Annotated in this window: 24 protein-coding genes; 16 read left to right on the top strand and 8 right to left on the bottom strand. The window is 60.7% G+C overall.

Annotated features, from left to right (window positions below):
- Nucleotides 1–29 precede the first annotated feature (29 nt).
- Complete coding sequence (locus JFT66_RS12900; RefSeq protein WP_034115721.1) at nt 30–1,451, bottom strand: amino acid permease; 1,422 nt, start codon at nt 1,449–1,451, stop codon at nt 30–32.
- Between the two features lie 648 nt (nt 1,452–2,099).
- On the opposite strand from JFT66_RS12900, the gene JFT66_RS12895 reads away from it, so the two are divergent.
- The gene (locus tag JFT66_RS12895) at nt 2,100–2,237 is read left to right on the top strand and encodes a hypothetical protein (RefSeq protein ID WP_003237751.1); all 138 of its coding nucleotides are present in this window, start codon (nt 2,100–2,102) and stop codon (nt 2,235–2,237) included.
- Nucleotides 2,238–2,310: 73 nt separating this feature from the next.
- Nucleotides 2,311–3,270 (top strand): hypothetical protein, encoded by a 960-nt coding sequence (locus tag JFT66_RS12890; protein ID WP_034115722.1) that lies wholly within the window; start codon nt 2,311–2,313, stop codon nt 3,268–3,270.
- A 95-nt stretch (nt 3,271–3,365) separates the two neighbouring features.
- On the opposite strand, the gene rluB is transcribed toward JFT66_RS12890, so the two are convergent.
- The 6 genes from rluB to JFT66_RS12860 form a co-directional block, all read right to left on the bottom strand.
- The gene (gene rluB / locus JFT66_RS12885; RefSeq protein ID WP_071484392.1) at nt 3,366–4,577 is read right to left on the bottom strand and encodes a 23S rRNA pseudouridine(2605) synthase RluB; all 1,212 of its coding nucleotides are present in this window, start codon (nt 4,575–4,577) and stop codon (nt 3,366–3,368) included.
- 144 nt (nt 4,578–4,721) lie between these two features.
- Nucleotides 4,722–4,913, bottom strand: a complete 192-nt coding sequence (locus tag JFT66_RS12880) for a DUF1289 domain-containing protein (RefSeq protein ID WP_034115724.1) — start codon at nt 4,911–4,913, stop codon at nt 4,722–4,724.
- Nucleotides 4,914–5,039: 126 nt separating this feature from the next.
- Nucleotides 5,040–5,966: an SMC-Scp complex subunit ScpB gene (gene scpB / locus JFT66_RS12875; protein ID WP_034115725.1), complete on the bottom strand. Its 927-nt coding sequence runs from the start codon at nt 5,964–5,966 to the stop codon at nt 5,040–5,042.
- A 12-nt stretch (nt 5,967–5,978) separates the two neighbouring features.
- Nucleotides 5,979–6,677, bottom strand: a complete 699-nt coding sequence (locus JFT66_RS12870) for a segregation and condensation protein A (protein WP_178115112.1) — start codon at nt 6,675–6,677, stop codon at nt 5,979–5,981.
- 120 nt (nt 6,678–6,797) lie between these two features.
- Complete coding sequence (locus tag JFT66_RS12865) at nt 6,798–7,427, bottom strand: L-threonylcarbamoyladenylate synthase (protein ID WP_034115727.1); 630 nt, start codon at nt 7,425–7,427, stop codon at nt 6,798–6,800.
- A gap of 13 nt (nt 7,428–7,440) precedes the next feature.
- The gene (locus JFT66_RS12860) at nt 7,441–8,304 is read right to left on the bottom strand and encodes a PHP domain-containing protein (protein WP_198859364.1); all 864 of its coding nucleotides are present in this window, start codon (nt 8,302–8,304) and stop codon (nt 7,441–7,443) included.
- Between the two features lie 87 nt (nt 8,305–8,391).
- Between JFT66_RS12860 and JFT66_RS12855 the strand changes: the two genes are divergently transcribed.
- The 7 genes from JFT66_RS12855 (at nt 8,392) to JFT66_RS12825 (ending at nt 13,881) form a co-directional block, all read left to right on the top strand.
- Nucleotides 8,392–8,988 (top strand): septation protein A, encoded by a 597-nt coding sequence (locus JFT66_RS12855; RefSeq protein ID WP_034115729.1) that lies wholly within the window; start codon nt 8,392–8,394, stop codon nt 8,986–8,988.
- Nucleotide 8,989: 1 nt separating this feature from the next.
- On the top strand, nt 8,990–9,289 hold the full coding sequence (locus JFT66_RS12850) for a YciI family protein (protein WP_153872490.1): 300 nt from the start codon (nt 8,990–8,992) through the stop codon (nt 9,287–9,289).
- Between the two features lie 106 nt (nt 9,290–9,395).
- Nucleotides 9,396–9,803: a translation initiation factor 2 gene (locus tag JFT66_RS12845; protein ID WP_034115731.1), complete on the top strand. Its 408-nt coding sequence runs from the start codon at nt 9,396–9,398 to the stop codon at nt 9,801–9,803.
- A 7-nt stretch (nt 9,804–9,810) separates the two neighbouring features.
- Complete coding sequence (locus JFT66_RS12840) at nt 9,811–10,488, top strand: response regulator transcription factor (RefSeq protein WP_034115732.1); 678 nt, start codon at nt 9,811–9,813, stop codon at nt 10,486–10,488.
- Nucleotides 10,489–10,618: 130 nt separating this feature from the next.
- Nucleotides 10,619–11,080 carry an LTXXQ domain protein gene (locus JFT66_RS12835; protein ID WP_034115733.1) on the top strand — a complete coding sequence of 154 codons (462 nt, stop codon included), beginning with the start codon at nt 10,619–10,621 and terminating at the stop codon, nt 11,078–11,080.
- Between the two features lie 67 nt (nt 11,081–11,147).
- The gene (locus tag JFT66_RS12830) at nt 11,148–12,491 is read left to right on the top strand and encodes a sensor histidine kinase (RefSeq protein WP_198859363.1); all 1,344 of its coding nucleotides are present in this window, start codon (nt 11,148–11,150) and stop codon (nt 12,489–12,491) included.
- A 40-nt stretch (nt 12,492–12,531) separates the two neighbouring features.
- Entirely contained in the window at nt 12,532–13,881 is a 1,350-nt protein-coding gene (locus tag JFT66_RS12825) for a CoA transferase (protein WP_034115735.1), read from the top strand.
- A 131-nt stretch (nt 13,882–14,012) separates the two neighbouring features.
- On the opposite strand, the gene arcD (JFT66_RS12820) is transcribed toward JFT66_RS12825, so the two are convergent.
- A complete protein-coding gene (gene arcD / locus JFT66_RS12820) occupies nt 14,013–15,440 on the bottom strand; it encodes an arginine-ornithine antiporter (RefSeq protein ID WP_034115736.1) in 1,428 nt (475 codons plus the stop codon).
- A gap of 433 nt (nt 15,441–15,873) precedes the next feature.
- Here arcD (JFT66_RS12820) and arcD (JFT66_RS12815) point away from each other — a divergent pair, with 433 nt between their 5' ends.
- From arcD (JFT66_RS12815) to gcvH, 7 genes are all read left to right on the top strand, one after another.
- Nucleotides 15,874–17,301, top strand: coding sequence for an arginine-ornithine antiporter (arcD, locus tag JFT66_RS12815; RefSeq protein WP_034115737.1), 1,428 nt, complete (start codon nt 15,874–15,876; stop codon nt 17,299–17,301).
- Between the two features lie 33 nt (nt 17,302–17,334).
- On the top strand, nt 17,335–18,591 hold the full coding sequence (gene arcA, locus JFT66_RS12810; protein WP_153839060.1) for an arginine deiminase: 1,257 nt from the start codon (nt 17,335–17,337) through the stop codon (nt 18,589–18,591).
- Nucleotides 18,592–18,660: 69 nt separating this feature from the next.
- Nucleotides 18,661–19,671: an ornithine carbamoyltransferase gene (locus JFT66_RS12805; protein WP_005790837.1), complete on the top strand. Its 1,011-nt coding sequence runs from the start codon at nt 18,661–18,663 to the stop codon at nt 19,669–19,671.
- A 71-nt stretch (nt 19,672–19,742) separates the two neighbouring features.
- A complete protein-coding gene (gene arcC, locus JFT66_RS12800) occupies nt 19,743–20,672 on the top strand; it encodes a carbamate kinase (RefSeq protein ID WP_034115739.1) in 930 nt (309 codons plus the stop codon).
- An 18-nt stretch (nt 20,673–20,690) separates the two neighbouring features.
- The gene (locus JFT66_RS12795) at nt 20,691–21,053 is read left to right on the top strand and encodes a DUF5064 family protein (RefSeq protein ID WP_034115740.1); all 363 of its coding nucleotides are present in this window, start codon (nt 20,691–20,693) and stop codon (nt 21,051–21,053) included.
- Between the two features lie 209 nt (nt 21,054–21,262).
- A complete protein-coding gene (locus JFT66_RS12790) occupies nt 21,263–22,771 on the top strand; it encodes a sigma-54-dependent transcriptional regulator (RefSeq protein ID WP_153839062.1) in 1,509 nt (502 codons plus the stop codon).
- A 428-nt stretch (nt 22,772–23,199) separates the two neighbouring features.
- Complete coding sequence (gcvH, locus tag JFT66_RS12785; RefSeq protein WP_032879722.1) at nt 23,200–23,583, top strand: glycine cleavage system protein GcvH; 384 nt, start codon at nt 23,200–23,202, stop codon at nt 23,581–23,583.
- The last annotated feature ends 6 nt before the right edge of the window (nt 23,584–23,589 follow it).

Genomic DNA, 23,589 nt, shown 5'->3' with positions numbered 1-23,589 from the left:
CGCCGGGTTTTCTGTTTATCGGAAACGGCCTACTCCAAAACCGTCCTCGCTGTGCCCTCGGCGGCTTGTGCCTTGCGTCTGTTCTTGATCCAGTAGCACAACCCCATGAACGCCACCCATACCGGGATCGCGTACACCGAGCGGTCGATGCCGGGGATCATCAACATGGTGCCCAGGATAAACACCACGAACGCCACGCAGAGAATGTTGCCGTACGGGTACCACAGCGCCTTGAACAACGGCACCTGGCCGGTGCGGTTCATGTGCTGGCGGAACTTGAAGTGCGAGAAGCTGATCATCGCCCAGTTGATCACCAACGTGGCCACCACCAGCGACATCAGCAGTTCCAGCGCGTTATGGGGCATCAGGTAGTTCATCAGCACCGCCACCAGGGTGATCGCCGCCGAGGCCAGGATCGAACGCACCGGCACGCCGCGCTTGTCGATCTTCGCCAGGGCCTTCGGTGCGTCGCCCTGCTCGGCCATGCCCAGCAGCATGCGGCTGTTGCAGTAAGTGCCGCTGTTGTACACCGACAGCGCCGCGGTCAGTACCACGAAGTTAAGGATATGCGCAGCGGTGTTGCTGCCCAGCATCGAGAACACCTGCACGAACGGGCTGCCACTGTAGGCATCGCCGGACGCATTGAGGGTCGCCAGCAGGCTGTCCCACGGCGTCAGTGACAGCAGCACCACCAGGGCACCGATGTAGAAAATCAGGATGCGGTAGATCACCTGATTGATCGCCTTGGGGATCACGGTGCGTGGCTGGTCGGCCTCGGCTGCGGTAAAGCCGAGCATTTCCAGGCCGCCGAAGGAGAACATGATGATCGCCATGGCCATCACCAATCCGCCGACGCCATGGGGGAAGAAGCCGCCGTGTTCCCACAGGTTACTGACCGAGGCTTGCGGGCCGCCGCTGCCGCTGACCAGCAGGTAGCTGCCCAGGGCAATCATGCCGACGATAGCCACCACCTTAATGATGGCGAACCAGAACTCGGCTTCACCGAAGACTTTGACGTTGGCCAGGTTGATCACGTTGATCAGCACGAAGAAGGCCGCCGCAGAAACCCAGGTCGGTATCTCCGGCCACCAGTAGTGCACGTATTTGCCGACGGCGGTCAGCTCCGACATACCCACCAGGATATACAGGATCCAGCAGTTCCAGCCCGACAGGAAGCCGGCGAAACCGCCCCAGTACTTGTGGGCAAAGTGGCTGAAGGAACCGGCGACCGGCTCTTCGACAATCATTTCGCCAAGCTGGCGCATGATCATGAAGGCGATAAAGCCGCAGATGGCATAGCCCAGGATCATCGACGGGCCGGCGGACTTGAGCACCCCGGCCGAGCCCAGGAACAGGCCGGTGCCGATGGCGCCACCGAGGGCGATCAACTGGATATGCCGATTTTTCAGGCCGCGTTTCAGCTCGCCTGAAGAGGAATGGGGTCCACTCATGAAAAGGGTCTCACGCAAGGTTTGAGGAGGTTGAATGCAGGTTGCTGCCTTGAATTACCGACTCAAGCAGCGCCGCTCAAACCCCAGCGCAGGCACCAGGAGTACAGCGTCTTTCTAACGGTCATGCGTCACCTGTTTGTTTTTATCTGTGACGAAATCGAACCCGTCCGGCTCGTGGCCAGGCGGAGTGATCAGGGGAAACAAACCCTGGGGTCTTGGCCTTTTGCGTGGGTACGCAAGGGGGGTCACAGTAAAACGCGGCGCATTGTACACCGCTCGACCGCTTCGGGCCGAGCCCACAAAGCAGCTAAGACAAACTGTCAGACATTCCTTACGCCGCTGCCATGACTAATGGCAGCTGGACATTATCGTAAATTTATCGTTACACCCCGGAAAACCTGCGTTACAGGTAGCTTTTATCGTCAGCCAACAGAAAATTGTCGGTGGGACGTTTCCGAAGAATCGGTTCAGCCAATTCGCTGTTTTGCTTGAATAAAAAAACCGTCGAAAAAACAGAAGAAAAAATCCAAATGAAACCGTGTCAATAAATTTTTTGCATTTCGAAACACTCTCTTCTAGGTTCTTTCCACTTGCTTGCGAAGCCCGCGGGCAAGCCGTTCTCAAACAACGTCCTCTAGGAGATCCACCATGCAAGCACTGGAAAAAGACCTGGAAACCGAACTGCAACTTGACGATTGGTTTGAAGCGCCGACCCATGAGGCCGCCGTTGAAATGATGCAAGCCGATGCCGTTGTGCCTTTCGGCACTGCGATGTGGCCTTTCTAACACCCGGCAGGCATCCGGCAGGTGCTGTGCACGGCACCTGCCCCCTTACCCAAGGCACAGAAGGACACCCGTCATGGACAAGGCCCGCGCCGTCGAACACTTTCTCTACTACCTCGCACACCACCCGGCCCTCAGCGGCCTGAGTCGCCCCACCGTGCTGCTGGGCCACACCGAACGCTACGACGCCATCGCCCAGGCAATCACCCACGGCAGCGCCGCCCGCTTCAACTTCCAGTTGCAACGCCTGGACCTGACTCCCAGCGAAACCCTGGCCCAAGCCATCGAAGCCAGCGACCTGTACCTGTTTCTCTACGATTCCTCCACCCTGCCCAACCCACGCGCCGAAGGCCCGGACTTTATCCGCGCCCTGCAAGGGGTGATGGCTGAGCATTGGAAGAAATCCCTGCTGTTCAAGGATTATGGCGACTATTTCTACGACACCTTCAGCGTCGAACCGCAACGCATCGCCGACCTCAACGCCACCCTGATCCGGCGTATGTCCCAAGCCAATGTGCTGAGCTTTACCGACAAGCACGGCTCGCGCCTGGAAGCGCCGATGAGCAGCATCAAGAAGTGGACCAATATCAATGGCGTCGGCAACCACGACCTGGCCCCCGGCGAAATCGCCACCCACAGCGAAGCCATCAACGGCCAGGTGCGATTTGTCGGCACCTTCCTCAGCACCATTCCGTTTGCGCGCAAATACGGCGTGCTGCAATCACCGCTGGAGTTGTGGATCGAGAACTCGACCATTTGCAGCGTGGCCAGCGACGTGCCGGGGCTGGCGGATGATTTCAACAAGTACCTGAATGCCAACCCGTCCAACCGTCGTGTGGAGGAACTGGGGATTGGTACCAATGAAGGGGTCAAGGATTTGTATGCACGCAACGCCGGGTTCGAGGAGCGCCATTGCGGGTTGCACCTGGGCCTGGGCGGTGGGCAGAAAGGCAGTCATCACCTGGACTTGATCTTTGCCAGTGGGGTGTTGGCGCTGGATGACAAGCCGGTGTTTGATGGCTCCTTTGCCTTCTGAACACAGGGCTCGAAAACACAGTTGATTGCATTTCAAATTTAGATCAAAAAAAACGCCAACCCTGAGGTTGGCGTTTTTGTGTAGCACTTAAAGCATCACTGCGGCTTCTTGCGACCAAAGCCCGGACGCTGGCCGGAACCGGCCGGTGCGCCGCGGCGCTTGCCCGACGGCTCATCGGCTACCAGCTTAGGGCCAGGGCGCTTGTTAGCGGCCGGCTTGGCCGGACGCTTGGTGCTGGCGTTGTCAGCTGGGCGATCGGCTTCACCACGGTTGCTGCGACCCCCCGCCGGGGCTGGGCGTGGTGTGCGTGGAGCACGGTCGCCTTCCTGACGGGACGGCGCGGTTGGGCGACGCTCGCCTTCGATCTGCGGCTCACGGGAGATACGCCCGCCAGTGGCTGGTGCATTCAGCGCCGGGCGCAGCGTGCGGGCCACGCGCTCGGTACGCGCTACCGGGCGCGAAGATTTACGCTGCATACGCTCAAGCTTGTCTTTGCTCTTGGCGTTCATCTGCGGCATGGCGACGGGCGTCAGGCCAACTTCGGCGCTGAGGATGTCGACTTCGTACTGGCTCATTTCGCGCCAGCGGCCCATCGGCAGGTCGGAGTTCAGGAACACCGGGCCGAAACGCACGCGTTTCAGGCGGCTGACCACCAGGCCCTGGGACTCCCACAAGCGACGCACTTCACGGTTACGGCCTTCCATCACCACGCAGTGGTACCAGTGGTTGAAACCTTCACCACCTGGCGCCTGCTTGATGTCGGTGAACTTGGCCGGGCCGTCTTCCAGCACCACGCCCGCCTTGAGGCGTTCGATCATCTCGTCATCGACTTCACCACGTACACGCACGGCGTATTCACGGTCCATCTCGTAGGACGGGTGCATCAGGCGGTTGGCCAGTTCACCGTCAGTGGTGAACATCAGCAAGCCGGTGGTGTTGATGTCCAGACGGCCGATGTTGATCCAGCGGCCTTCTTTGGGCTTGGGCATCTTGTCGAACACGGTCGGACGGCCTTCCGGGTCGTCACGGGTGCAGATCTCGCCATCGGGCTTGTTGTACATGATCACGCGGCGTACCGATTCGGCAGCCTCTTCACGCTTGATGACCTTGCCATCAATGGTGATTGCATCGTGCAAGTCAACGCGTTGGCCGAGGGTGGCCTCGACGCCGTTGACCTTGATGCGCTTCTGGGTGATCCAGGCTTCGACGTCGCGGCGCGAGCCCACGCCGATACGCGCCAGCACCTTTTGCAGTTTTTCGCCTGCTGGGCCGATTTCCTGGCTGTCGTTCTGGTCTTTGTCGTTCATCTTAAGCACCTCCCGGTGGGTCGATTCAGGCGTGGCCTGAAGAGTGTTGAAAGCGGGGCCTTGGACGAAGAGGTCGCCAAGGGGTCGCGAATCATACGCGCATGGCGCGTGTTGCGCATCACAGACTAGTCGATAAGCACCAAGTCATTTGCTTTTCCGCCGACCGGTGGCACCCAGGGCCAGCAAGCGCAGCTCGGCTTCGGCCAATACTGTGCGCTTGTCGACTTTATCGAGTTTCTTCCAGGCGCGGATTTCACGCTTGCTGCGCCCGCAGCCGACGCAGATGTCGTCGTTGAATTTGCAGATGCTGATGCACGGGTCTTTGGTGGAGTTCATGTTTTCTCCCAGGCAATGGGGATCAAATGTGGGAGGGGGCTTGCTCCCGATGGCAGTGGGTCAGTTGATGCAACTGTTGACTGACACACCGCTATCGAGGGCAAGCCCCCTCCCACATTGACCGCATCAATCTTCGAATTCGCGGCGCTCCGCCTCAATAGCTTCGGCCAACGCCCGGGCTTCGTCTTCTTCGTCGCTCAGCGGTGGCTGTTCTAGGGCAGCGACAGCGGCCAGGAGTTTTTCCCGGGCTTGGGCCACGCCGAGGATATCTTCCTCGGCTTCTGCTTCGACTTCAGGCTCAACTTCAACGTTCACCTGGGTTTCAGGTTCAGCCGCGCCGTCACGCAGCAAGTCGTCGAAATCGGTCTTGAGCCCCTGCTCCATATCGTCCAGCTCAAGCAGCAAGGTATGGAAACTGGTTTCATCCTTGGGCTCTTCAGGCTCGGCGCTGGCGTCGGCCAGTTCCTGCAGGCTGGCCGGGACCGGCGCATCGTCGAAGTCCAGCACCGGCTCGGCCTCCATTTCGCGCAGTTCGGCCAGGGGCGGCAAATCGTCGAGATTTTTCAGGTTGAAGTGATCGAGGAACACCTTGGTGGTAGCGAACATCGCCGGTTTGCCCGGCACGTCACGGTAGCCGACGATGCGGATCCACTCGCGCTCCAGCAGGGTCTTGACGATATGGCTGTTGACCGCCACGCCCCGCACATCTTCGATTTCGCCACGGGTGATCGGCTGGCGATAGGCGATCAGCGCCATGGTCTCCAGCATCGCTCGGGAATAACGCTGCGGGCGTTCTTCCCACAACCGGCCGACCCACGGCGAAAATTTCTCACGAATCTGCAGACGATAACCCGACGCCACTTCGCGCAATTCAAAGGCGCGGCCGTCGCAGGATTTGCGCAGGATCTCCAGGGCCTTCTTGAATACCGGCGGCTCCGGGCGCTCGGCTTCCTCGAAGAGTTCGAACAAGCGCTCCAGGGATTGCGGTTTACCCGAGGCCAGGAGAAAGGCTTCCAGCAAGGGTGCCAGTTCGCGGGGTTCAGTCAGATTCATCGATTCAGCTCTTTATTCGGCTCGCGCCCGCACGTGGATAGCCGCAAAAGGCTCATTCTGGACCAGCTCCACCAAGGACTCCTTGACCAGTTCAAGGATCGCCATAAAGGTCACCACGACCCCAAGTCGCCCCTCCTCGGCGGTGAACAGCTCGACAAACGGCACAAAACCACCGCCTTTGAGACGCTCCAGCACATCGCTCATGCGCTCGCGGGTGGACAGCGCCTCACGGCTGACCTGATGGTGTTCAAACATGTCGCCACGGCGCAGTACTTCGGCCATGGACATCAGCAATTCTTCCAGGCTCACATCCGGCAGCAATTTGCGCGCACGCGCTTCGGGCGCATCGAGCTTGGGCACCACCACATCACGGCCCACACGGCTCAGGCCGTCGATGCCTTCGGCAGCGGCCTTGAAGCGCTCGTATTCCTGCAGGCGACGGATCAGCTCGGCGCGCGGGTCATCCTCTTCGGCTTCCACCGTTTCCGAGCGCGGCAACAGCATGCGCGACTTGATCTCGGCAAGCATGGCGGCCATCACCAGGTACTCGGCGGCCAGTTCCAGGCGCACCGACTGCATCAGCTCGACGTAGCCCATGTACTGGCGGGTGATTTCCGCCACGGGGATGTCGAGGATATTGATGTTCTGCTTGCGAATCAGGTACAGCAGCAAGTCCAGCGGGCCTTCGAAGGCTTCAAGAAACACCTCCAGGGCATCCGGCGGGATGTACAGGTCCAGGGGCATTTCCATGACCGCCTGGCCATACACCATGGCAAACGGCAGTTCCTGCTGGGCGCCGGCCTGGGGATCAGCGGTTTCCACGACCGACATTCAGGCCTCGACCATGAACGGGGTCGGATCGCCGCAACCCACGCGCACCACCTCCGGTTCGCCGTCGGCGAGGTTGATCACGGTGGAGGCCTTGTTGCCGCCGTAGCCGCCGTCGATGATCAGGTCGACGTGCTTTTCCAGCAGGCGCCGCATTTCGTAAGGGTCGTACAGCGGCTCGGTTTCACCCGGCAGAATCAACGACACGCTCATCAGCGGTTCACCCAGTTCAGCCAGCAGCGCCAGGGCTATCGGGTGTTCCGGCACACGCAGGCCGATGGTACGTTTCTTCGGGTGCAGCAACAGGCGCGGCACTTCGCGGGTGGCGTTGAGAATGAAGGTATAGGGCCCCGGCGTGTGGGCCTTGAGCAGGCGGAAGGTGCCGGTGTCGACCTTGGCGAACAGCCCCAACTGGGACAGGTCGCTGCAAATCAGCGCGAAGTTGTGCTTGTCGTCCAACTGGCGCAGGCGCCTAACGCGCTCGACCGCGCCCTTGTCGCCGATCTGGCAACCAATGGCATAGGACGAATCAGTCGGGTAGATCACCACGCCGCCGGCACGGATGATCTCCACGGCCTGTTTGATCAGGCGCGCTTGAGGGTTTTCCGGATGAATCTGGAAGAATTGACTCACGTGTTCTACCTGTTCAGACGGTGGCAATAATGGGGTCATGCTTGAATCGCCCCCACAACAGCGGCAGATCTTCCGGGACCTGGCGATACTCACCAATCTCGGACCAGCCGCCTGGGCCATGAAAATCACTGCCGGCACTGACCAGCAGACCAAATTCGCGGGCAAGAATCGCCAGGCTACCCACCTGTTCGGCGGGTTGATGCCCGTTAACCACTTCAATTGCGTGGCCGCCCGCTCCAATATAGTCGCTGATCAGCTTGCGACGCTTGCTGCGGGTGAAATCGTAATGCCAGGGATGCGCCAGGCTGACCCAGGCGCCGGAGGCCCGCAAGGTCTCTACGGTGTCTTCCAGGGTCGGCCAATGCAGCTTCACATCGCCCAACTTGCCGGCCCCCAGCCATTTGCGAAAGGCTTCGGCGCGATCCTTGACATAACCTTCGCGCACCATCCAGTCGGCAAAATGCGGACGGGCCGGTGCGTTACCGCTGTCGCCCAGTTCCTGCTGGATGGCGCGGGCGCCGTCCAGGGCACCGGGCATGCCTTTAAGGCTGAGCTTGCGGCTTATTTCTTCGGACCGCAGCCAGCGGCCATCGTGCAATTGGGCGATGGCCGCTACCAGTGGCGGGGCATGTTGATCGAAACCATAGCCGAGCACATGAATGGTGGCGCCGCCCCAGGTGCAGGACAATTCCACACCGTTGACCAGTTGCATGCCCAGGGAGTGCGCAGCTTCACGGGCTTCATCGAGGCCCTCGAGGGTGTCATGGTCGGTCAACGACAGGACTCGCACGCCTTTTTCAAACGCACGCGCAACCAGTATCGCGGGCGCCAGGGCGCCGTCGGAGGCTGTGCTGTGGCAGTGCAAATCAACATTCACGGGGGTGTGTAACCTCAAGTCAGCTGGCGCTATCGCAACCAAGGATGTTTGTTATTATGCCGCCACATCCAGCTTCTGGCTCTTACTGTGAAACAATTCATCGACTTCATCCCGCTGTTGCTGTTTTTCATCGTTACCAAACTCGACCCCAGGGTCATCGAAATCGCCGGTCACCCGCTGTCCTTCGGGGGCATCTACAGTGCCACTGCCGTGCTGATCATCAGCTCTATCGTGGTCTACGGCGCCATCTTCATCTCCCAGCGCAAGCTAGAAAAAAGCCAATGGCTGACCCTCGTCGCCTGCCTGGTCTTCGGCGGCCTGACCCTGGCCTTCCACAGCGAAACCTTCCTTAAATGGAAAGCCCCGGTCGTCAACTGGCTGTTCGCGCTGGTGTTTATCGGCAGCCACTTCATTGGTGACCGCCTGCTGATCAAGCGGATCATGGGCCACGCGCTGACCTTGCCGGAGCCGGTGTGGGTACGCCTGAACGTGGCCTGGATCGTGTTTTTCCTGTTCTGCGGTGCCGCCAACCTGTTCGTGGCCTTTACCTTCCAGGACTACTGGGTCGACTTCAAAGTGTTCGGCAGCCTGGGCATGACCGTGTTGTTCCTGATCGGTCAGGGTATCTACCTGTCGCGTCACCTGCATGACACCGCCCCTACCACGCCGAAAACCGAGGACTGACATGCTCTACGCCATCATTGCTACCGATGTTGCCGACTCACTGGAAAAACGCCTGAGCGTGCGCCCGGCCCATGTCGAACGCCTCAAACAGCTGCAGGCCGAAGGCCGAATCGTGCTGGCCGGCCCGCATCCTGCGGTGGACAGCAATGACCCGGGCGAGGCCGGTTTCACCGGTAGCCTGATTGTCGCCGAGTTTGCCTCCCTGGCCCACGCCAAGGCCTGGGCCGATGCTGACCCGTATGTCGCGGCAGGTGTCTACGCCAATGTCGTGGTCAAGCCGTTCAAGCAAGTCCTGCCTTGAGCCCGGCGGCGCCGAACCAAATCGGTTCGGCGTACTCCTAATGGCTCATTATTCCCGGTAACCTGCCGACAACGTTCTGAATATTCGTGTGGAATCAGGAGTTCCGATGCGCTTACGTCAGTTGTGCCTGTTGGCAGTGTTAACGATCGGGGCTACGGCCCACGCTGAAGAGGCCTCGAACACCGGCGCTGCCGCGCCCCTGCCCTCGAGTGCCGACGCCCAGGTCACCGAGTTGCAGCAACGTTTGAAAGACAGCGAACGCCAGCGTGAAGAACTGAGCAAACAACTGCAACGCGCAGACGCTACCCGCGAAAGCGCTCAATTAAGTCGTTTGCGCCAAGAGAACCAACGCCTGGCCCAGCAACTCAAAGAGACGCAGGGCGGGGCCTTGACCCGCTGGCTGACCGAACAGCAGCAATGGTTCGTCACCGGCGGGGCCGTCGCCCTGATCGCCCTGCTGTGTGGGATCTTCGCCAGCGGTGGGCACCGTCGCCGTCGACAATGGCTAAATTGAGTGAGTCATGAGCGAGCTGTTACTGATTGATGATGACCAGGAGCTCTGTGAGCTGCTGACCAGTTGGCTGAGCCAGGAAGGTTTCCAGGTGCGCGCCTGCCACGATGGCTTGAGCGCCCGCAAAGCCTTGGCCGAAGCCGCCCCGGCGGCGGTTGTGCTGGATGTGATGCTGCCTGACGGCAGCGGCCTGGAGCTGCTCAAGCAATTGCGCAACGACCATCCGGAGCTGCCGGTGCTGATGCTCTCGGCCCGTGGCGAACCCCTGGACCGCATCCTCGGCCTGGAACTGGGCGCCGACGATTACCTGGCCAAGCCCTGCGACCCTCGCGAGCTGACTGCGCGCCTGCGCGCGGTACTGCGCCGCAGCCATCCGGCCGCGGTGTCGACCCAGCTCGAACTGGGCGACCTGTGCTTCAGCCCGGTACGCGGCGTGGTCAGCATCGATGAGCAGGAATTCACCCTCACCGTCTCCGAAAGCCGCCTGCTCGAAGCCCTGTTACGCCAACCCGGCGAGCCCCTGGATAAACAGGAATTGGCGCAGATCGCCCTGGGTCGCAAGCTGACCCTTTACGATCGCAGCCTGGACATGCACGTCAGCAACCTGCGCAAAAAGATCGGCCCGCACGCGGATGGCCGGCCACGGATCGTGGCGTTGCGCAGTCGCGGTTACTACTACAGCCTCTAGGGGCAGCTTGCCGCTTGAAGCTGCCACCCCCAGCCTTACCAAACCTTTACCCTCTCCTGACGGCGGCTGACCTTGTTCTGCGTAACCTACTCACATCCGGACTCACCGGAATAGAGACAGGAGAATCACCATGCGCAAGACCCTTATCGCTTTGATGCTCGCCGCTGCACTGCCTACCGTTGCCATGGCCATGCCAGAAGGCGCAGGCCCGATGGGCGAACCTTCCGGCCACATGATGGGTGGCCCGGGCCACGGTGGTGAACACGGTCCGCGTGGCAAAGGTGGCCCGTTCAGCCAACTGGACCTGAGCAAGGAACAGCGCCAGCAGATCGGCAAGCTGATGGGTGATCAATGGCACGCTCGCAAAGACCTGGTCAAAAAGTACCTGGACAAACTCCCGGCCGCTGACCAGAAAGCTATGCAAGACGAAATCGCCGCCGGCAAGCAGAAAACCCAGGCCGACATCCGCGCCCTGCTCAAGCCCGACCAACAGAAGAAATACGACGAGATCGTCAAGAAGCAAGCCGAGCGCCGTGCCGAGTGGAAGGAATTCCAGGCCTGGAAAGCCCAGCAAGCGCAAAAAGCGCAATAATGCGCGAGCGTTAAGCCTACAGCCCAGTGGTTCACGCCACTGGGCTTTTCCTGTTTGAGGGTTTCCTGTGCGTTCATTGTTCTGGCGTATCCTGGCAAGTTTCTGGCTGGCTATTGCCCTGGTTGCCGGGTTGTCGATCCTGCTTGGGCACATGCTCAACCAGGACGCCTGGATTCTCAGCCGCCACCCCGGCCTCAACAACCTGGCGCAAGAGTGGACGCAACTCTACGAAGCCCAGGGCGAGGACGCCGCCCAGGATTTGCTGCAACAGCGCAAACGCCAGTACCACATCGACGTGCAAGTGCTCAACGAAAGTGGCGAGCCAGTGGTGCGCGGCACCTTCCCGCGCCGCGCCGCCGCCTTCGAAGCCCGGCAGAATGACAGCCAGGACGGCCACCTGCCCTGGCGGCGTCTGACCGCCGAGTACACCAGCGACAAAACCGGCGACACCTACCTGTTGATCTACCGCATTCCTCACCCGGAGCTGGACGCCTGGCACCGCAGCAGCCTGTTGTGGCCGTTCAGTGCATTGGCGATTACCCTGGTGGTGCTGACCCTGTTCAGCCTGTTGGTGACGCTGTCCATTACCCGCCCACTCAGCCGCCTGCGCGGCGCGGTGCATGACCTGGGCCGAGCCACTTATCAACAAAACAGCCTGGCGCAATTGGCCAATCGGCGCGATGAATTCGGCGTGCTGGCCACCGACTTCAACCGCATGGGCGCGCGCCTGCAAAGCCTGATCGGCAGCCAGCGCCAGTTGCTGCGCGATGTCTCCCACGAACTGCGCTCGCCCCTGGCGCGCTTGCGTATCGCCTTGGCCCTGGCCGAACGCGCCAGCCCCGAAGAACGCGAGAAACTCTGGCCGCGCCTGACCCGCGAATGCGACCGCCTGGAAGCCTTGATCAGCGAGATCCTGGTACTGGCACGGGTCGACGCCGACAATGCCAGCGCCGAAGACATCGACCTCAACCCGCTGCTCAAGACCCTGCAAAAGGACGCTCAGCTCGGCGCGCCGGACCAAGCGGTGCAATTGCGCACCGACGCCGACCTGCACCTCAAAGGCTGGCCGACCATGATCGAACGGGCCGTGGATAACCTGCTGCGCAACGCCCAACGCTTCAACCCGGTCGGCCAACCGATTGAATTGCAGGCCCAGCACCAAGGCGGGCGCATTCTGATCAGCGTACGCGACCACGGCCCCGGCGTTGACGCCGAGCACCTGAGCCAACTGGGCGAGCCGTTCTACCGCGCCCCCGGCCAGGTTGCTCAAGGCCATGGCCTGGGGCTGGCCATCGCGCGTCGCGCTGCCGAGCGCCATGGCGGCAACCTGATCCTGGCCAATCACCCTGACGGCGGTTTTATCGCCAGCATCGACCTGCCGCTGGAACCAGGCGTTCTCACACCCGTGTGAAGATCTTCTATAGTGGCCCTTCTCTTACGGAGGGCCTTTGATGACTGACCTGCTGACTCCCATCCAAGCCGCACTCGATCTACCACACACCGCGCCGCCCATGACTGAAGTCGGCGCGCTGCCCTCGACCTTCGCCGTCACTGACCTGGCCGCCGCCAGCATCGGCGCTGCCGGCCAGGCTGTCGCCCAGTTGATCCAGCTACAAACCGGGCGCCTGCCCAGCGTCAGTGTGGACCGACGCCTCGCGTCGCTGTGGTTCTCCTCTTCGATTCGCCCAGTGGGTTGGCAAGTGCCACCGCTATGGGACCCGGTGGCGGGCGACTACGCCAGTACCGACGGCTGGATTCGTTTGCACACCAATGCGCCCCATCACCGCGCAGCGGTCGAGCGGGTGCTGGGGCGTGTTGCCGACCGCGCCGAGATGGCGACCAAAGTCGCGACATGGAGCGCCGCTGACCTGGAACAGGCGATCGTCGACGCCGGCGGTTGTGCGGCGCAGATGCGTTCGTGGCAAGCCTGGCAGCAGCACCCACAAGGCTTGGCGGTAAATGCCGAGGAATTGATACAGCGGCAGGTCTTCGAAAGCGCCACCGACAAACCCTGGCTCGGTTCGGCTGCCCGCCCGTTGGCCGGCGTCAAGGTGCTGGACTTGACCCGCGTGCTCGCCGGCCCCGTGGCCAGTCGCTTCCTTGCAGGATTAGGTGCGGACGTATTGCGCATCGACTCGCCGACCTGGAACGAACCCGGCGTGGTACCGGAAATGACTTTGGGCAAGCGCTGCGCCCGCCTCGACCTGAAAAGCCCTGAAGGCCGGCAGGTATTCGAAGCGTTGCTCAAGGACGCTGACGTGCTGTTCCACGGTTACCGTGCCGATGCACTGGAGCAACTGGGTTACACCGCTGGCGAACGGCAACACCTCGCCCCCGGGCTGATCGACGTCAGCCTCAACGCCTACGGGTGGAGCGGGCCGTGGCGCAATCGTCGCGGTTTCGACAGCCTGGTGCAGATGAGCAGCGGCATTGCCGAGGCGGGCATGGCCTGGAAGCAGGCGGATAAACCGGTGCCGCTGCCGTTGCAGGCGCTGGATCACGCCACCGGCTACCTGATGGCCGCCAGTGCGATCCGGGCCTTGAGCGAACGCCTGGCATCCGGCCGGGGTGGGTCAGCGCGCTTGTCATTGGCGCGCACGGCGAAGTTGTTGGTGGATGCGGGGCAAGTGCCGGAGCAGGTAGCGTTGCGTGCCGAAGAGCCAAGCGATCAGGGGTTGGTGGTGGAGCAGACGGCGTGGGGGCAGGCCCATCGGTTGCTGTCTCCGTTGAGCATCAGCGGCACGCCCTTGCAGTGGGATTTGCCAGCCGGGGAATTGGGCGCGCACCGGCCTCAGTGGTGACCTGAAGACCGCCATCGGGGGCAAGCCCCCTCCCACATTCGGCCGCATTTCAAAGGAACTACTCGGTCAAGTGTGGGAGGGGGCTTGCCCCCGATGAGGCCAGTACAGCCACCCTCCATCCAATGCCCCTCTCACAACGACAAAACCCCGCTATACAACCCGTACGCCGCCACCCCGGCGCCCGCGATCACACAGCTGAAAATGCCTTTTTCCATGTGGGTAAACAAGGGTTGGCCCTGCTCACGCTTGGCCAGGGCGAACAGGATCACACCCGGCGCATACAGCAGTGCCGACAGCAGCAAGTACTTCAAGCCCCCCGCATACAACAGCCATACCGCGTAACCGAGGGCAATCAGCCCCACCAGTAAATCCTTCATGCGCTGGCGCTGGGCGCCGGCATAGGTTTCGCCGCGCCCGCTCAACAGCACCGCATAGGCCGCCGACCACAGGTAGGGCACCAGGATCATCGACGACGCCAGATAGATCAGCGTGGTGTAGGTGCTCTGCGAAAACAGCGTGATCACCAGGAAGATCTGAATCATCACATTGGTCAGCCACAGGGCGTTGACCGGCACCTGGTTGGCATTTTCCTTTTTCAGGAACGCCGGCATGGTTTTATCGTGAGCAGTGGCGTAGAGGATTTCGGCGCACAACAGCGCCCAGGACAGCAGCGCGCCGAGCAGCGACACCGCCAGCCCGAGGCTGATCAGCATGGCGCCCCACGGCCCGACGATATGCTCCAGCACGCCGGCCAGGGACGGGTTCTGCAATTGCGCCAGTTCCGGCTGGCTCATGATGCCCAGGGACAGCACATTCACCAGCACCAGCAATGCCAGCACCCCCAGAAATCCAATCAGCGTGGCGCGCCCCACATCCGAGCGTTTCTGCGCCCGCGCGGAGTACACACTTGCACCTTCGATGCCGATAAACACAAACACCGTGACCAGCATCATGTGGCGCACCTGCTCGACCACACTGCCCATTTGTGGGTTGCCCAGGCCCCAGATATCGCGGGTGAAGATATCCGCCTTGAACGCGACAGCGGCGATCACGATGAACACCAACAGCGGCACGATCTTCGCCACCGTGGTGATCTGGTTGATAAACGCGGCCTCCTTGATCCCGCGCATCACCAGGAAATGCACCGCCCATAGCAACAGCGATGCGCAGCCGATCGCCAGCGGTGTATTGCCCTGGCCGAACGCCGGAAAAAAGTAGCCGAGCGTGCTGAACAGCAACACGAAGTAGCCAACGTTGCCCATCCACGCGCTGATCCAGTAACCCCAGGCGGATGAGAAACCCATGTAGTCACCGAAACCGGCCTTGGCATAGGCATATACGCCGGAATCCAGTTCGGGTTTGCGATTGGCCAACGTCTGGAAGACAAACGCCAGCGTCAGCATGCCGATGGCGGTGATGCCCCAGCCGATCAATACAGCGCCCACCTCTGCACGGGCGGCCATATTTTGCGGGAGCGAGAAGATCCCACCACCAATCATTGAGCCAACCACCAGGGCGATCAGGGCACTAAGCCGAAGTTTGTGGGCCGGTTGCGGCATGAAGTCTCCTGAATTAACTAACAACTTGAGCTGACACGTGTGCACTCAATATTAAACGGGGGGAGTGTAGCGTTTATTGGCGACCGTATTTAAACCAACAGGTTCATAACTTATGGGTCTTCAAGAGGTGAAGTTTAGGCTTATTTAGAATTTAAATACGCCTAAATCAAACGCTCGTCGAACACAGCCGAAAAAGGTTGCACATTCGGGAATAGGGTCTAGTTTCAACTGTCCATGCCCACCGCAAAATAATTCGAAATAAGTGCAAAGGCCGCTCTGGATCGCGCCTTTCCAAGGTTCTTATTGCCCACTGATTTGCGTCCCAAGTCATTAATTCACAATGGAATGTGCCAATGAAGTGATCTGAGTCAGCTGTTTGATTAGCGCACGGATTTATTCTGTGGTCTCTCTTCTCCTGCATTGGAGTCATGCAATGTCTGAAACTCCCGGAAAACTTCGATTAGGCGCCCTGGTCGCTCTTGTCGTGGGCTCGATGATTGGCGGCGGGATCTTCTCACTGCCGCAAAACATGGCCGCCAGCGCCGATGTAGGCGCGGTGTTGATCGGTTGGGTAATTACCGCCATCGGCATGTTGACCCTCGCATTCGTGTTCCAGACCCTGGCCAACCGCAAGCCTGACCTCGACGGCGGTGTATACGCCTACGCCAAGGCCGGTTTTGGCGACTACATGGGTTTCTCATCCGCCTGGGGTTACTGGATCAGTGCCTGGCTGGGCAACGTCGGCTACTTCGTGCTCTTGTTCAGCACCCTCGGCTACTTTTTCCCGATGTTTGGCGAAGGCAATACGCCGGCGGCGGTGATCGGTGCGTCGGTGCTGTTGTGGGCCGTGCATTTCCTGGTGCTGCGCGGGATCAAAGAGGCGGCGTTCATCAACCTGGTGACCACCGTCGCCAAGGTGGTGCCGCTGCTGCTGTTCGTGCTGATTGCATTGTTCGCGTTCAAGCTGGACATCTTCACCGCTGACATCTGGGGCGTGAAAAACCCCGACCTGGGCAGTGTGATGAACCAGGTGCGCAACATGATGCTGGTGACCGTCTGGGTGTTTATCGGCATCGAAGGCGCGAGCATCTTCTCGTCCCGTGCAGAGAAACGTAGCGATGTGGGCAAGGCCACCGTGATCGGCTTTATCACCGTGCTGCTGTTCCTGATGCTGGTGAACGTGCTGTCCCTGGGGATCATGACCCAACCGGAATTGGCCAAACTGCAGAACCCTTCGATGGCCGCCGTGCTGGAACACGTGGTGGGCCACTGGGGCGCGGTGCTGATCAGCGTCGGCCTGATCATCTCGCTGCTGGGTGCGTTGCTGTCGTGGGTGCTGCTGTGTGCGGAGATCATGTTCGCCGCCGCCAAGGACCACACCATGCCGGAGTTCCTGCGTAAGGAAAACGCCAACCATGTGCCGGTCAATGCCCTGTGGCTGACCAACGCGATGGTGCAGATCTTCCTGGTGATCACGCTGTTTTCCGCCAGCACCTACCTGTCGCTGATCTACCTCGCCACCTCGATGATCCTGGTGCCTTACCTGTGGTCGGCGGCCTACGCCCTGCTGCTGGCGGTGCGTGGTGAGACCTACGAAAACGCCCTCAAGGAGCGCAAGAAAGACCTGTTCATCGGCGCCATCGCCCTGATCTACGCGATCTGGCTGTTGTATGCCGGCGGCACCAAGTACCTGCTGCTCTCCGCCCTGCTCTATGCCCCCGGCGCGATTTTGTTCGCCAAGGCCAAGCGTGAACTGGGCAAACCGATTTTCACCAACGTCGAGAAGCTGATTTTCGCCGCAGTGGTCATTGGCGCCCTGGTGGCGGCCTATGGGCTCTACGACGGCTTCCTGACTCTGTAACCCAAGATGAATGTGTTCACTGGAGGATCTGTAATGACCACGGAAAAAGTGAAGTACGGCGTACATTCCGAAGCCGGCAAACTGCGCAAAGTCATGGTGTGCTCCCCAGGTTTGGCCCACCAGCGGCTGACCCCCAACAACTGCGATGAACTGCTGTTCGATGACGTGCTGTGGGTGGCCCAGGCCAAGCGCGACCACTTCGACTTCGTGACCAAGATGCGCGAGCGGGACATTGATGTGCTGGAAATGCACAACCTGCTCACCGATATCGTCGCCATCCCCGAAGCCCTCGACTGGATCCTGGAGCGCAAGATCACCGCCAACACGGTGGGCCTGGGCCTGGTCGATGAAGTCGGCTCGTGGCTGCGCAGCCTTGAGCCGCGCAAGGTCAGCGAGTTCCTGATTGGCGGCGTGTCGGCCGATGACCTGCCGAGCAGCTTCGGTGGCAAGACTATCGAGATGTTCCGCGACTTCCTCGGCCACGCCAGTTTCATTCTGCCGCCGCTGCCCAACACCCAGTTCACCCGTGACACCACCTGCTGGATCTATGGCGGTGTGACGCTCAACCCGATGTACTGGCCGGCGCGACGCCAGGAAACCCTGCTGACGTCCGCCATCTACAAGTTCCACCCCGAGTTCACCAACGCCGACTTCCAGATCTGGTACGGCGACCCCGACCAGGAACACGGCGCTGCCACCCTGGAAGGCGGTGACGTGATGCCGATTGGCAATGGCGTGGTGTTGATCGGCATGGGCGAGCGCTCGTCTCACCAAGCCATTGGCCAACTGGCGCGCAACCTGTTCAAGAACAAAGCCGTGGAACGCGTGATCGTTGCCGGCCTGCCGAAATCCCGCGCAGCCATGCACCTGGACACCGTGTTCAGCTTCTGCGACCGCGACCTGGTTACCGTCTTCCCCGAAGTGGTCAACCAGATCGTGCCGTTCACCCTGCGCCCTGACGAAACCAAGCCGCACGGTATCGACATCCAACGGGAAAAAACCAACTTCCTCGAGACCGTCGCCGCAGCCCTCAACCTCAAGGCACTACGTGTGGTCGAGACCGGCGGCAACAGCTTCGCCGCCGAACGCGAACAGTGGGATGACGGCAACAACGTGGTGGCTGTAGAGCCTGGCGTGGTGATCGGCTACGACCGCAACACCTACACCAACACGCTGCTGCGCAAAGCTGGTGTGGAAGTCATCACCATCAGCGCCGGTGAGCTCGGCCGTGGCCGTGGCGGCGGCCACTGCATGACCTGCCCGATCATCCGCGACCCTATCGACTATTAATTTCCAGGCCTTGGCCGGCGCCCATAAGGCGCCGGCCAGGGGGATAACCTAAACAGAAGGAGATCCATCATGGCTTTCAACATGCGCAACCGCAGCCTGCTGTCGCTGATGCACCACACCACCCGCGAGCTGAACTACCTGCTGGACCTGTCCCGCGACCTCAAGCGCGCCAAATACACCGGCACCGAGCGTCCGCACCTGCAAGGCAAGAACATCGCGCTGATCTTCGAAAAAACCTCGACCCGCACCCGCTGCGCCTTCGAAGTCGCGGCCCATGACCAGGGCGCCCACGTCACCTACATCGACCCGGTGTCGTCGCAGATCGGCCATAAAGAAAGCATGAAAGACACCGCCCGCGTATTGGGTCGGATGTTCGATGCGATTGAATACCGTGGCTTCGAACAGGAAATCGTCGAGGAGCTGGCCAAGTTCGCCGGCGTGCCGGTGTTCAACGGCCTGACTGCCGAATTCCACCCGACGCAAATGATCGCCGACACCCTGACCATGCGCGAACACAGCGACAAGCCGCTGCATGACATCAGCTACGCGTACCTGGGCGATGCACGCTACAACATGGGCAACTCATTGCTGATGATCGGCGCCAAGCTCGGCATGGACGTGCGCATCGGTGCGCCCAAAGCGCTGTGGCCGCACGAAGATTTCATCAAGCAATGCCAGGCGTTTGCCGAGGAAAGCGGCGCACGCATCACTATCACCGAAGACCCTAAGGAAGCGGTCAAGGGCGTGGACTTCATCCACACCGATATCTGGGTGTCCATGGGTGAGCCGGTCGAAGCGTGGGACGAGCGTATCGAGCAATTGCTGCCGTACCAGGTCAACGCCAAGATGATGAAAGCCTCGGGCAACCCTCGGGTGAAATTCATGCACTGCCTGCCGGCGTTCCATAACAGCGAAACCAAGGTCGGCAAGGACATCGCTGCGCGGTATCCGCACCTGGCCAATGGCGTGGAAGTGACCGAGGAAGTCTTCGAGTCGCCGGCCAACATTGCCTTTGAGCAGGCGGAAAACCGCATGCATACCATCAAGGCGATTCTGGTGTCGGCGTTGGCGGATATCTAATTTTTCCTGCTGGAACACAGTCAATGTGGGAGGGGGCAAGCCCCCTCCCACATTTCAAAAGGACATTCTTTATGCGCATCGTCGTAGCCCTGGGCGGCAACGCCCTCCTGCGCCGTGGTGAACCCATGACCGCGGACAACCAACGCGCCAATATCCGTATCGCCACCGAACAGATCGCCAAGATCCACGCCGGCAATGAGCTGGTGATCGCCCACGGCAACGGCCCGCAAGTCGGCCTGCTGTCGTTGCAGGCGGCGGCCTACACCAGCGTCTCGCCCTACCCGCTGGACGTGCTGGGCGCCGAGACCGAGGGCATGATCGGCTACATCATCGAACAGGAACTGGGCAACCTGCTGGACTTCGAAGTGCCGTTCGCAACGCTGCTTACCCAGGTCGAAGTGGACGCCAAGGACCCGGCGTTCCAGAACCCGACCAAACCCATCGGCCCGGTGTATTCCAAAGCCGAAGCAGAAAAACTCGCCGCCGAAAAAGGCTGGGCCATTGCGCCCGATGGCGATAAATACCGCCGTGTGGTCGCCAGCCCGCGCCCCAAACGCATCTTTGAAATCCGCCCGATCAAGTGGCTGCTGGAAAAAAGCGCCATCGTGATCTGCGCCGGCGGCGGTGGCATCCCGACGATGTATGGCGAAGACGGCAAGCTGAAGGGCATCGAGGCAGTGATCGACAAAGACCTGTGCTCGTCGCTGCTGGCCTCGCAACTGGACGCTGATTTGCTGGTAATCGCCACCGACGTCAACGCCGCCTTTATCGACTTCGGCAAGCCCACGCAGAAAGCCATCGGCCAGGCCCACCCGGACGAAATGGAAAAACTCGGCTTCGCCGCCGGCTCCATGGGCCCCAAGGTGCAAGCGGCCTGCGAGTTCGCCCGCCAGACTGGCAAAACCGCAGTGATCGGTTCACTCTCGGACATCGAAGCCATCGTCCAGGGCAGCGCCGGCACCCGCATCAGCACGGCAAAACCTGGCATCACCTACCTGTGAAGTAGAGGAGCAACGCCTATGGCCACCTTTGAACCCGGTCACCTGCACGTCGAACGTCACGCGCTCAACAAAGACGACTACAGCTACAACCTGTGTATCGACTACGAAGTCAGCCAGGACCCAAAGGAAGGCAAGGGAATGCTCTTCAAGTTGCACGGTTCGGTAGAAGGCAAGGAGCTCAAAGAAGAGTTCTTCCTGCCCAAGGACCAGGCCTTCGACTTTGCCCGGCATGCGATGAACATTGCGCAGAAATACGGCATGCCGAAAGTCGCGGTGCTCAATGGCTCGATGCACAAGCAGTACGACTTGATGTTCGAGGATGTGCGGCATCAGCTGGATGTGAAATCAGGTGATCCAGTCAAACCCGAACACCTGGAGTAACACGCCTGCACTGACACAATGCAGTTCAAACTGTGGGAGGGGGCTTGCTCCCGATAACGGTGTATCAGCCAATCAACCTGTGGCTGACACACCGCTATCGGGAGCAAGCCCCCTCCCACATTTTGATCTTCATCATTTGTCAGATTTCACCTGCGCCCCGCGCCAAGGCATACTTGCCGCCTCTGCTCTCCAGAATTGCCAATCGCCCCATGCGTATCCACGTCAGCTTCATCGACCGCGTCGGCATCACCCAGGAAGTCCTGGCCTTGCTCGGTGGGCGCAATCTCAACCTGGATGCGGTGGAGATGGTGCCGCCCAACGTCTATATCGACGCGCCGACCCTCAGCGCCGAGGTGCTTGAAGAACTACGCGACGCGTTGTTCAGCGTGCACGGCGTGCAGGCGGTGAAGGTGGTCGACATCCTGCCGGGCCAACGCCGCCACCTGCAACTCGACGCATTGCTGGCGGCCATGACCGACCCGGTACTGGCCCTGGACAGCGCGGGCAAGATCCTGCTGGCCAACCCGGCACTGATCGCGCTGTACGGGCGCGAGCCGGCCGGGGAAAGCATCGCCGAGCTGTTCAACGACCCGGCACTGCTGGACACCTTGCTGGAGCACGGCTTTCGTTTGCCGTTGCGCGAGATCAGCGTCAACGGCCAGACCTTGCTGCTGGACGCCACACCGATCACCGACGCCGGCGCCCTGCTCACCCTCTACCAGCCCAACCGCATCGGCGAACAACTGTCGGCGCTGCACCACGACCATGCCGAAGGCTTTGATGCACTGCTGGGCGAATCCCCGGCGATCCGCACCCTCAAGGCGCGGGCGCAACGCGTGGCGGCGTTGGATGCACCGCTGCTGATCCAGGGCGAAACCGGCACCGGCAAAGAGCTGGTGGCGCGTGCCTGCCACGCCATCAGCACGCGCCACAGTGCGCCGTTTCTGGCCCTGAACTGCGCGGCGCTGCCGGAAAACCTCGCCGAAAGCGAGTTGTTCGGTTACGCCCCGGGCGCCTTCACCGGTGCGCAGCGCGGCGGCAAGCCGGGGCTGATGGAACTGGCCAACCAGGGCACGGTATTTCTGGATGAAATCGGCGAGATGTCGCCATACCTGCAAGCCAAGCTGCTGCGGTTTCTCAATGACGGCAGCTTTCGCCGCGTAGGCGGTGACCGCGAAGTGAAGGTCAATGTGCGCATTCTGAGCGCCACCCACCGCGACCTGGAAAAGATGGTCAGCGAAGGTACCTTTCGCGAAGACCTGTTTTACCGCCTCAATGTGCTCAATGTCGAGGTACCGCCCCTGCGCGAGCGCGGCCAGGACATCCTGCTGCTGGCCCGCTACTTCATGCAGCAGGCCTGCGCGCAGATCCAGCGCCCGGTCTGCCGCCTGGCGCCCGGCACTTACCCGGCGCTGCTGGGCAACCGCTGGCCGGGTAATGTGCGGCAACTGCAAAACGTGATCTTCCGCGCCGCCGCCATCTGCGAAAGCAGCCTGGTGGACATCGGCGACCTGGACATCGCCGGCACCTCCGTCGCACGCCAGAGCGATGGTGAAGTCGACAGCCTGGAACAGGCGGTAGAAGACTTCGAGCGCAACCTGCTGGAAACCCTCTACACCAGCTACCCCTCGACGCGCCAACTGGCCAGCCGCCTGCAGACCTCCCATACGGCGATTGCCCATCGCTTGCGCAAGTACGGCATTCCCAGCAAGCACTGACTGCAAGGGTGTGGGATCTAAATGTGGAATACAGACAATGTGGGAGGGGGCTTGCTCCCGATAGCGGTGGGTCAGCTATAGATTAGTTGCCTGACATACAGCTATCGGGAGCAAGCCCCCTCCCACAGTGGAATGCATTCCAAAATATTTTGGTCTGAGAACGACATCGGCTGTACTGAAAGCGCTACAGCGTAACGATATCGCTACAACCCTGTTTTTTACGCGCCATGCAAGGCTTTGATCCACATAGGCTTTTTTTCACGCACCCGACTGTAGCGAAATCGCTACACCCAAATACACTAACGTCATAACCAATTTTATTAACTCTTTGATTTGTAAAGAATTAGTAACCTTGGCCGCAATATTGCTAAGCAACTCCCATTATTCCAATCCCGTCCACCAGACGATTCTGGCCCTGAGGAGTTTCCATGAGCGAGTTGCGTTTCACTGAAGATCACGAATGGCTGCGCGCCGAAGCCGATGGCAGCGTCACCGTGGGCATCACCGCTTTCGCGCAGAACGCGCTGGGTGATGTGGTTTTCGTGCAACTGCCGGAGTTGCAGGCTTACGACAAGGGCGCCGAAGCGTCTACCGTAGAATCGGTCAAGGCCGCCAGCGGCGTATACATGCCGTTGGACGGCGAAGTACTCGAAGTCAACGACAAACTTGATGGCAGCCCGGAACTGGTCAACGAAGACCCGATGGGCGAAGGCTGGTTCTTCCGCTTTAAACCGGCCGATGCCGAGGCGGTAGCTAAACTGTTGGATCAGGACGCGTACGACCGCCTGATCAAAGCCAACGCTGAAGCCTGAGGAGCG

This window comes from Pseudomonas sp. MF6755, assembly GCF_016405635.1.
Lineage (GTDB): Bacteria > Pseudomonadota > Gammaproteobacteria > Pseudomonadales > Pseudomonadaceae > Aquipseudomonas > Aquipseudomonas haemolytica.
This window is presented reverse-complemented; position numbering and strand designations above follow the sequence as displayed.

Bases quoted from the DNA above. Each gene is read 5' to 3' on its own strand.
- JFT66_RS12900 (WP_034115721.1), bottom strand. From the start codon at position 1,451: ATGAGTGGACCCCATTCCTCTTCAGGCGAGCTGAAACGCGGCCTGAAA.
- JFT66_RS12895 (WP_003237751.1), top strand. From the start codon at position 2,100: ATGCAAGCACTGGAAAAAGACCTGGAAACCGAACTGCAACTTGACGAT.
- JFT66_RS12890 (WP_034115722.1), top strand. From the start codon at position 2,311: ATGGACAAGGCCCGCGCCGTCGAACACTTTCTCTACTACCTCGCACAC.
- rluB (WP_071484392.1), bottom strand. From the start codon at position 4,577: ATGAACGACAAAGACCAGAACGACAGCCAGGAAATCGGCCCAGCAGGC.
- JFT66_RS12880 (WP_034115724.1), bottom strand. From the start codon at position 4,913: ATGAACTCCACCAAAGACCCGTGCATCAGCATCTGCAAATTCAACGAC.
- scpB (WP_034115725.1), bottom strand. From the start codon at position 5,966: ATGAATCTGACTGAACCCCGCGAACTGGCACCCTTGCTGGAAGCCTTT.
- JFT66_RS12850 (WP_153872490.1), top strand. From the start codon at position 8,990: ATGCTCTACGCCATCATTGCTACCGATGTTGCCGACTCACTGGAAAAA.
- JFT66_RS12845 (WP_034115731.1), top strand. From the start codon at position 9,396: ATGCGCTTACGTCAGTTGTGCCTGTTGGCAGTGTTAACGATCGGGGCT.
- JFT66_RS12840 (WP_034115732.1), top strand. From the start codon at position 9,811: ATGAGCGAGCTGTTACTGATTGATGATGACCAGGAGCTCTGTGAGCTG.
- JFT66_RS12835 (WP_034115733.1), top strand. From the start codon at position 10,619: ATGCGCAAGACCCTTATCGCTTTGATGCTCGCCGCTGCACTGCCTACC.
- JFT66_RS12825 (WP_034115735.1), top strand. From the start codon at position 12,532: ATGACTGACCTGCTGACTCCCATCCAAGCCGCACTCGATCTACCACAC.
- arcD (WP_034115736.1), bottom strand. From the start codon at position 15,440: ATGCCGCAACCGGCCCACAAACTTCGGCTTAGTGCCCTGATCGCCCTG.
- arcD (WP_034115737.1), top strand. From the start codon at position 15,874: ATGTCTGAAACTCCCGGAAAACTTCGATTAGGCGCCCTGGTCGCTCTT.
- arcA (WP_153839060.1), top strand. From the start codon at position 17,335: ATGACCACGGAAAAAGTGAAGTACGGCGTACATTCCGAAGCCGGCAAA.
- JFT66_RS12805 (WP_005790837.1), top strand. From the start codon at position 18,661: ATGGCTTTCAACATGCGCAACCGCAGCCTGCTGTCGCTGATGCACCAC.
- arcC (WP_034115739.1), top strand. From the start codon at position 19,743: ATGCGCATCGTCGTAGCCCTGGGCGGCAACGCCCTCCTGCGCCGTGGT.
- JFT66_RS12795 (WP_034115740.1), top strand. From the start codon at position 20,691: ATGGCCACCTTTGAACCCGGTCACCTGCACGTCGAACGTCACGCGCTC.
- JFT66_RS12790 (WP_153839062.1), top strand. From the start codon at position 21,263: ATGCGTATCCACGTCAGCTTCATCGACCGCGTCGGCATCACCCAGGAA.
- gcvH (WP_032879722.1), top strand. From the start codon at position 23,200: ATGAGCGAGTTGCGTTTCACTGAAGATCACGAATGGCTGCGCGCCGAA.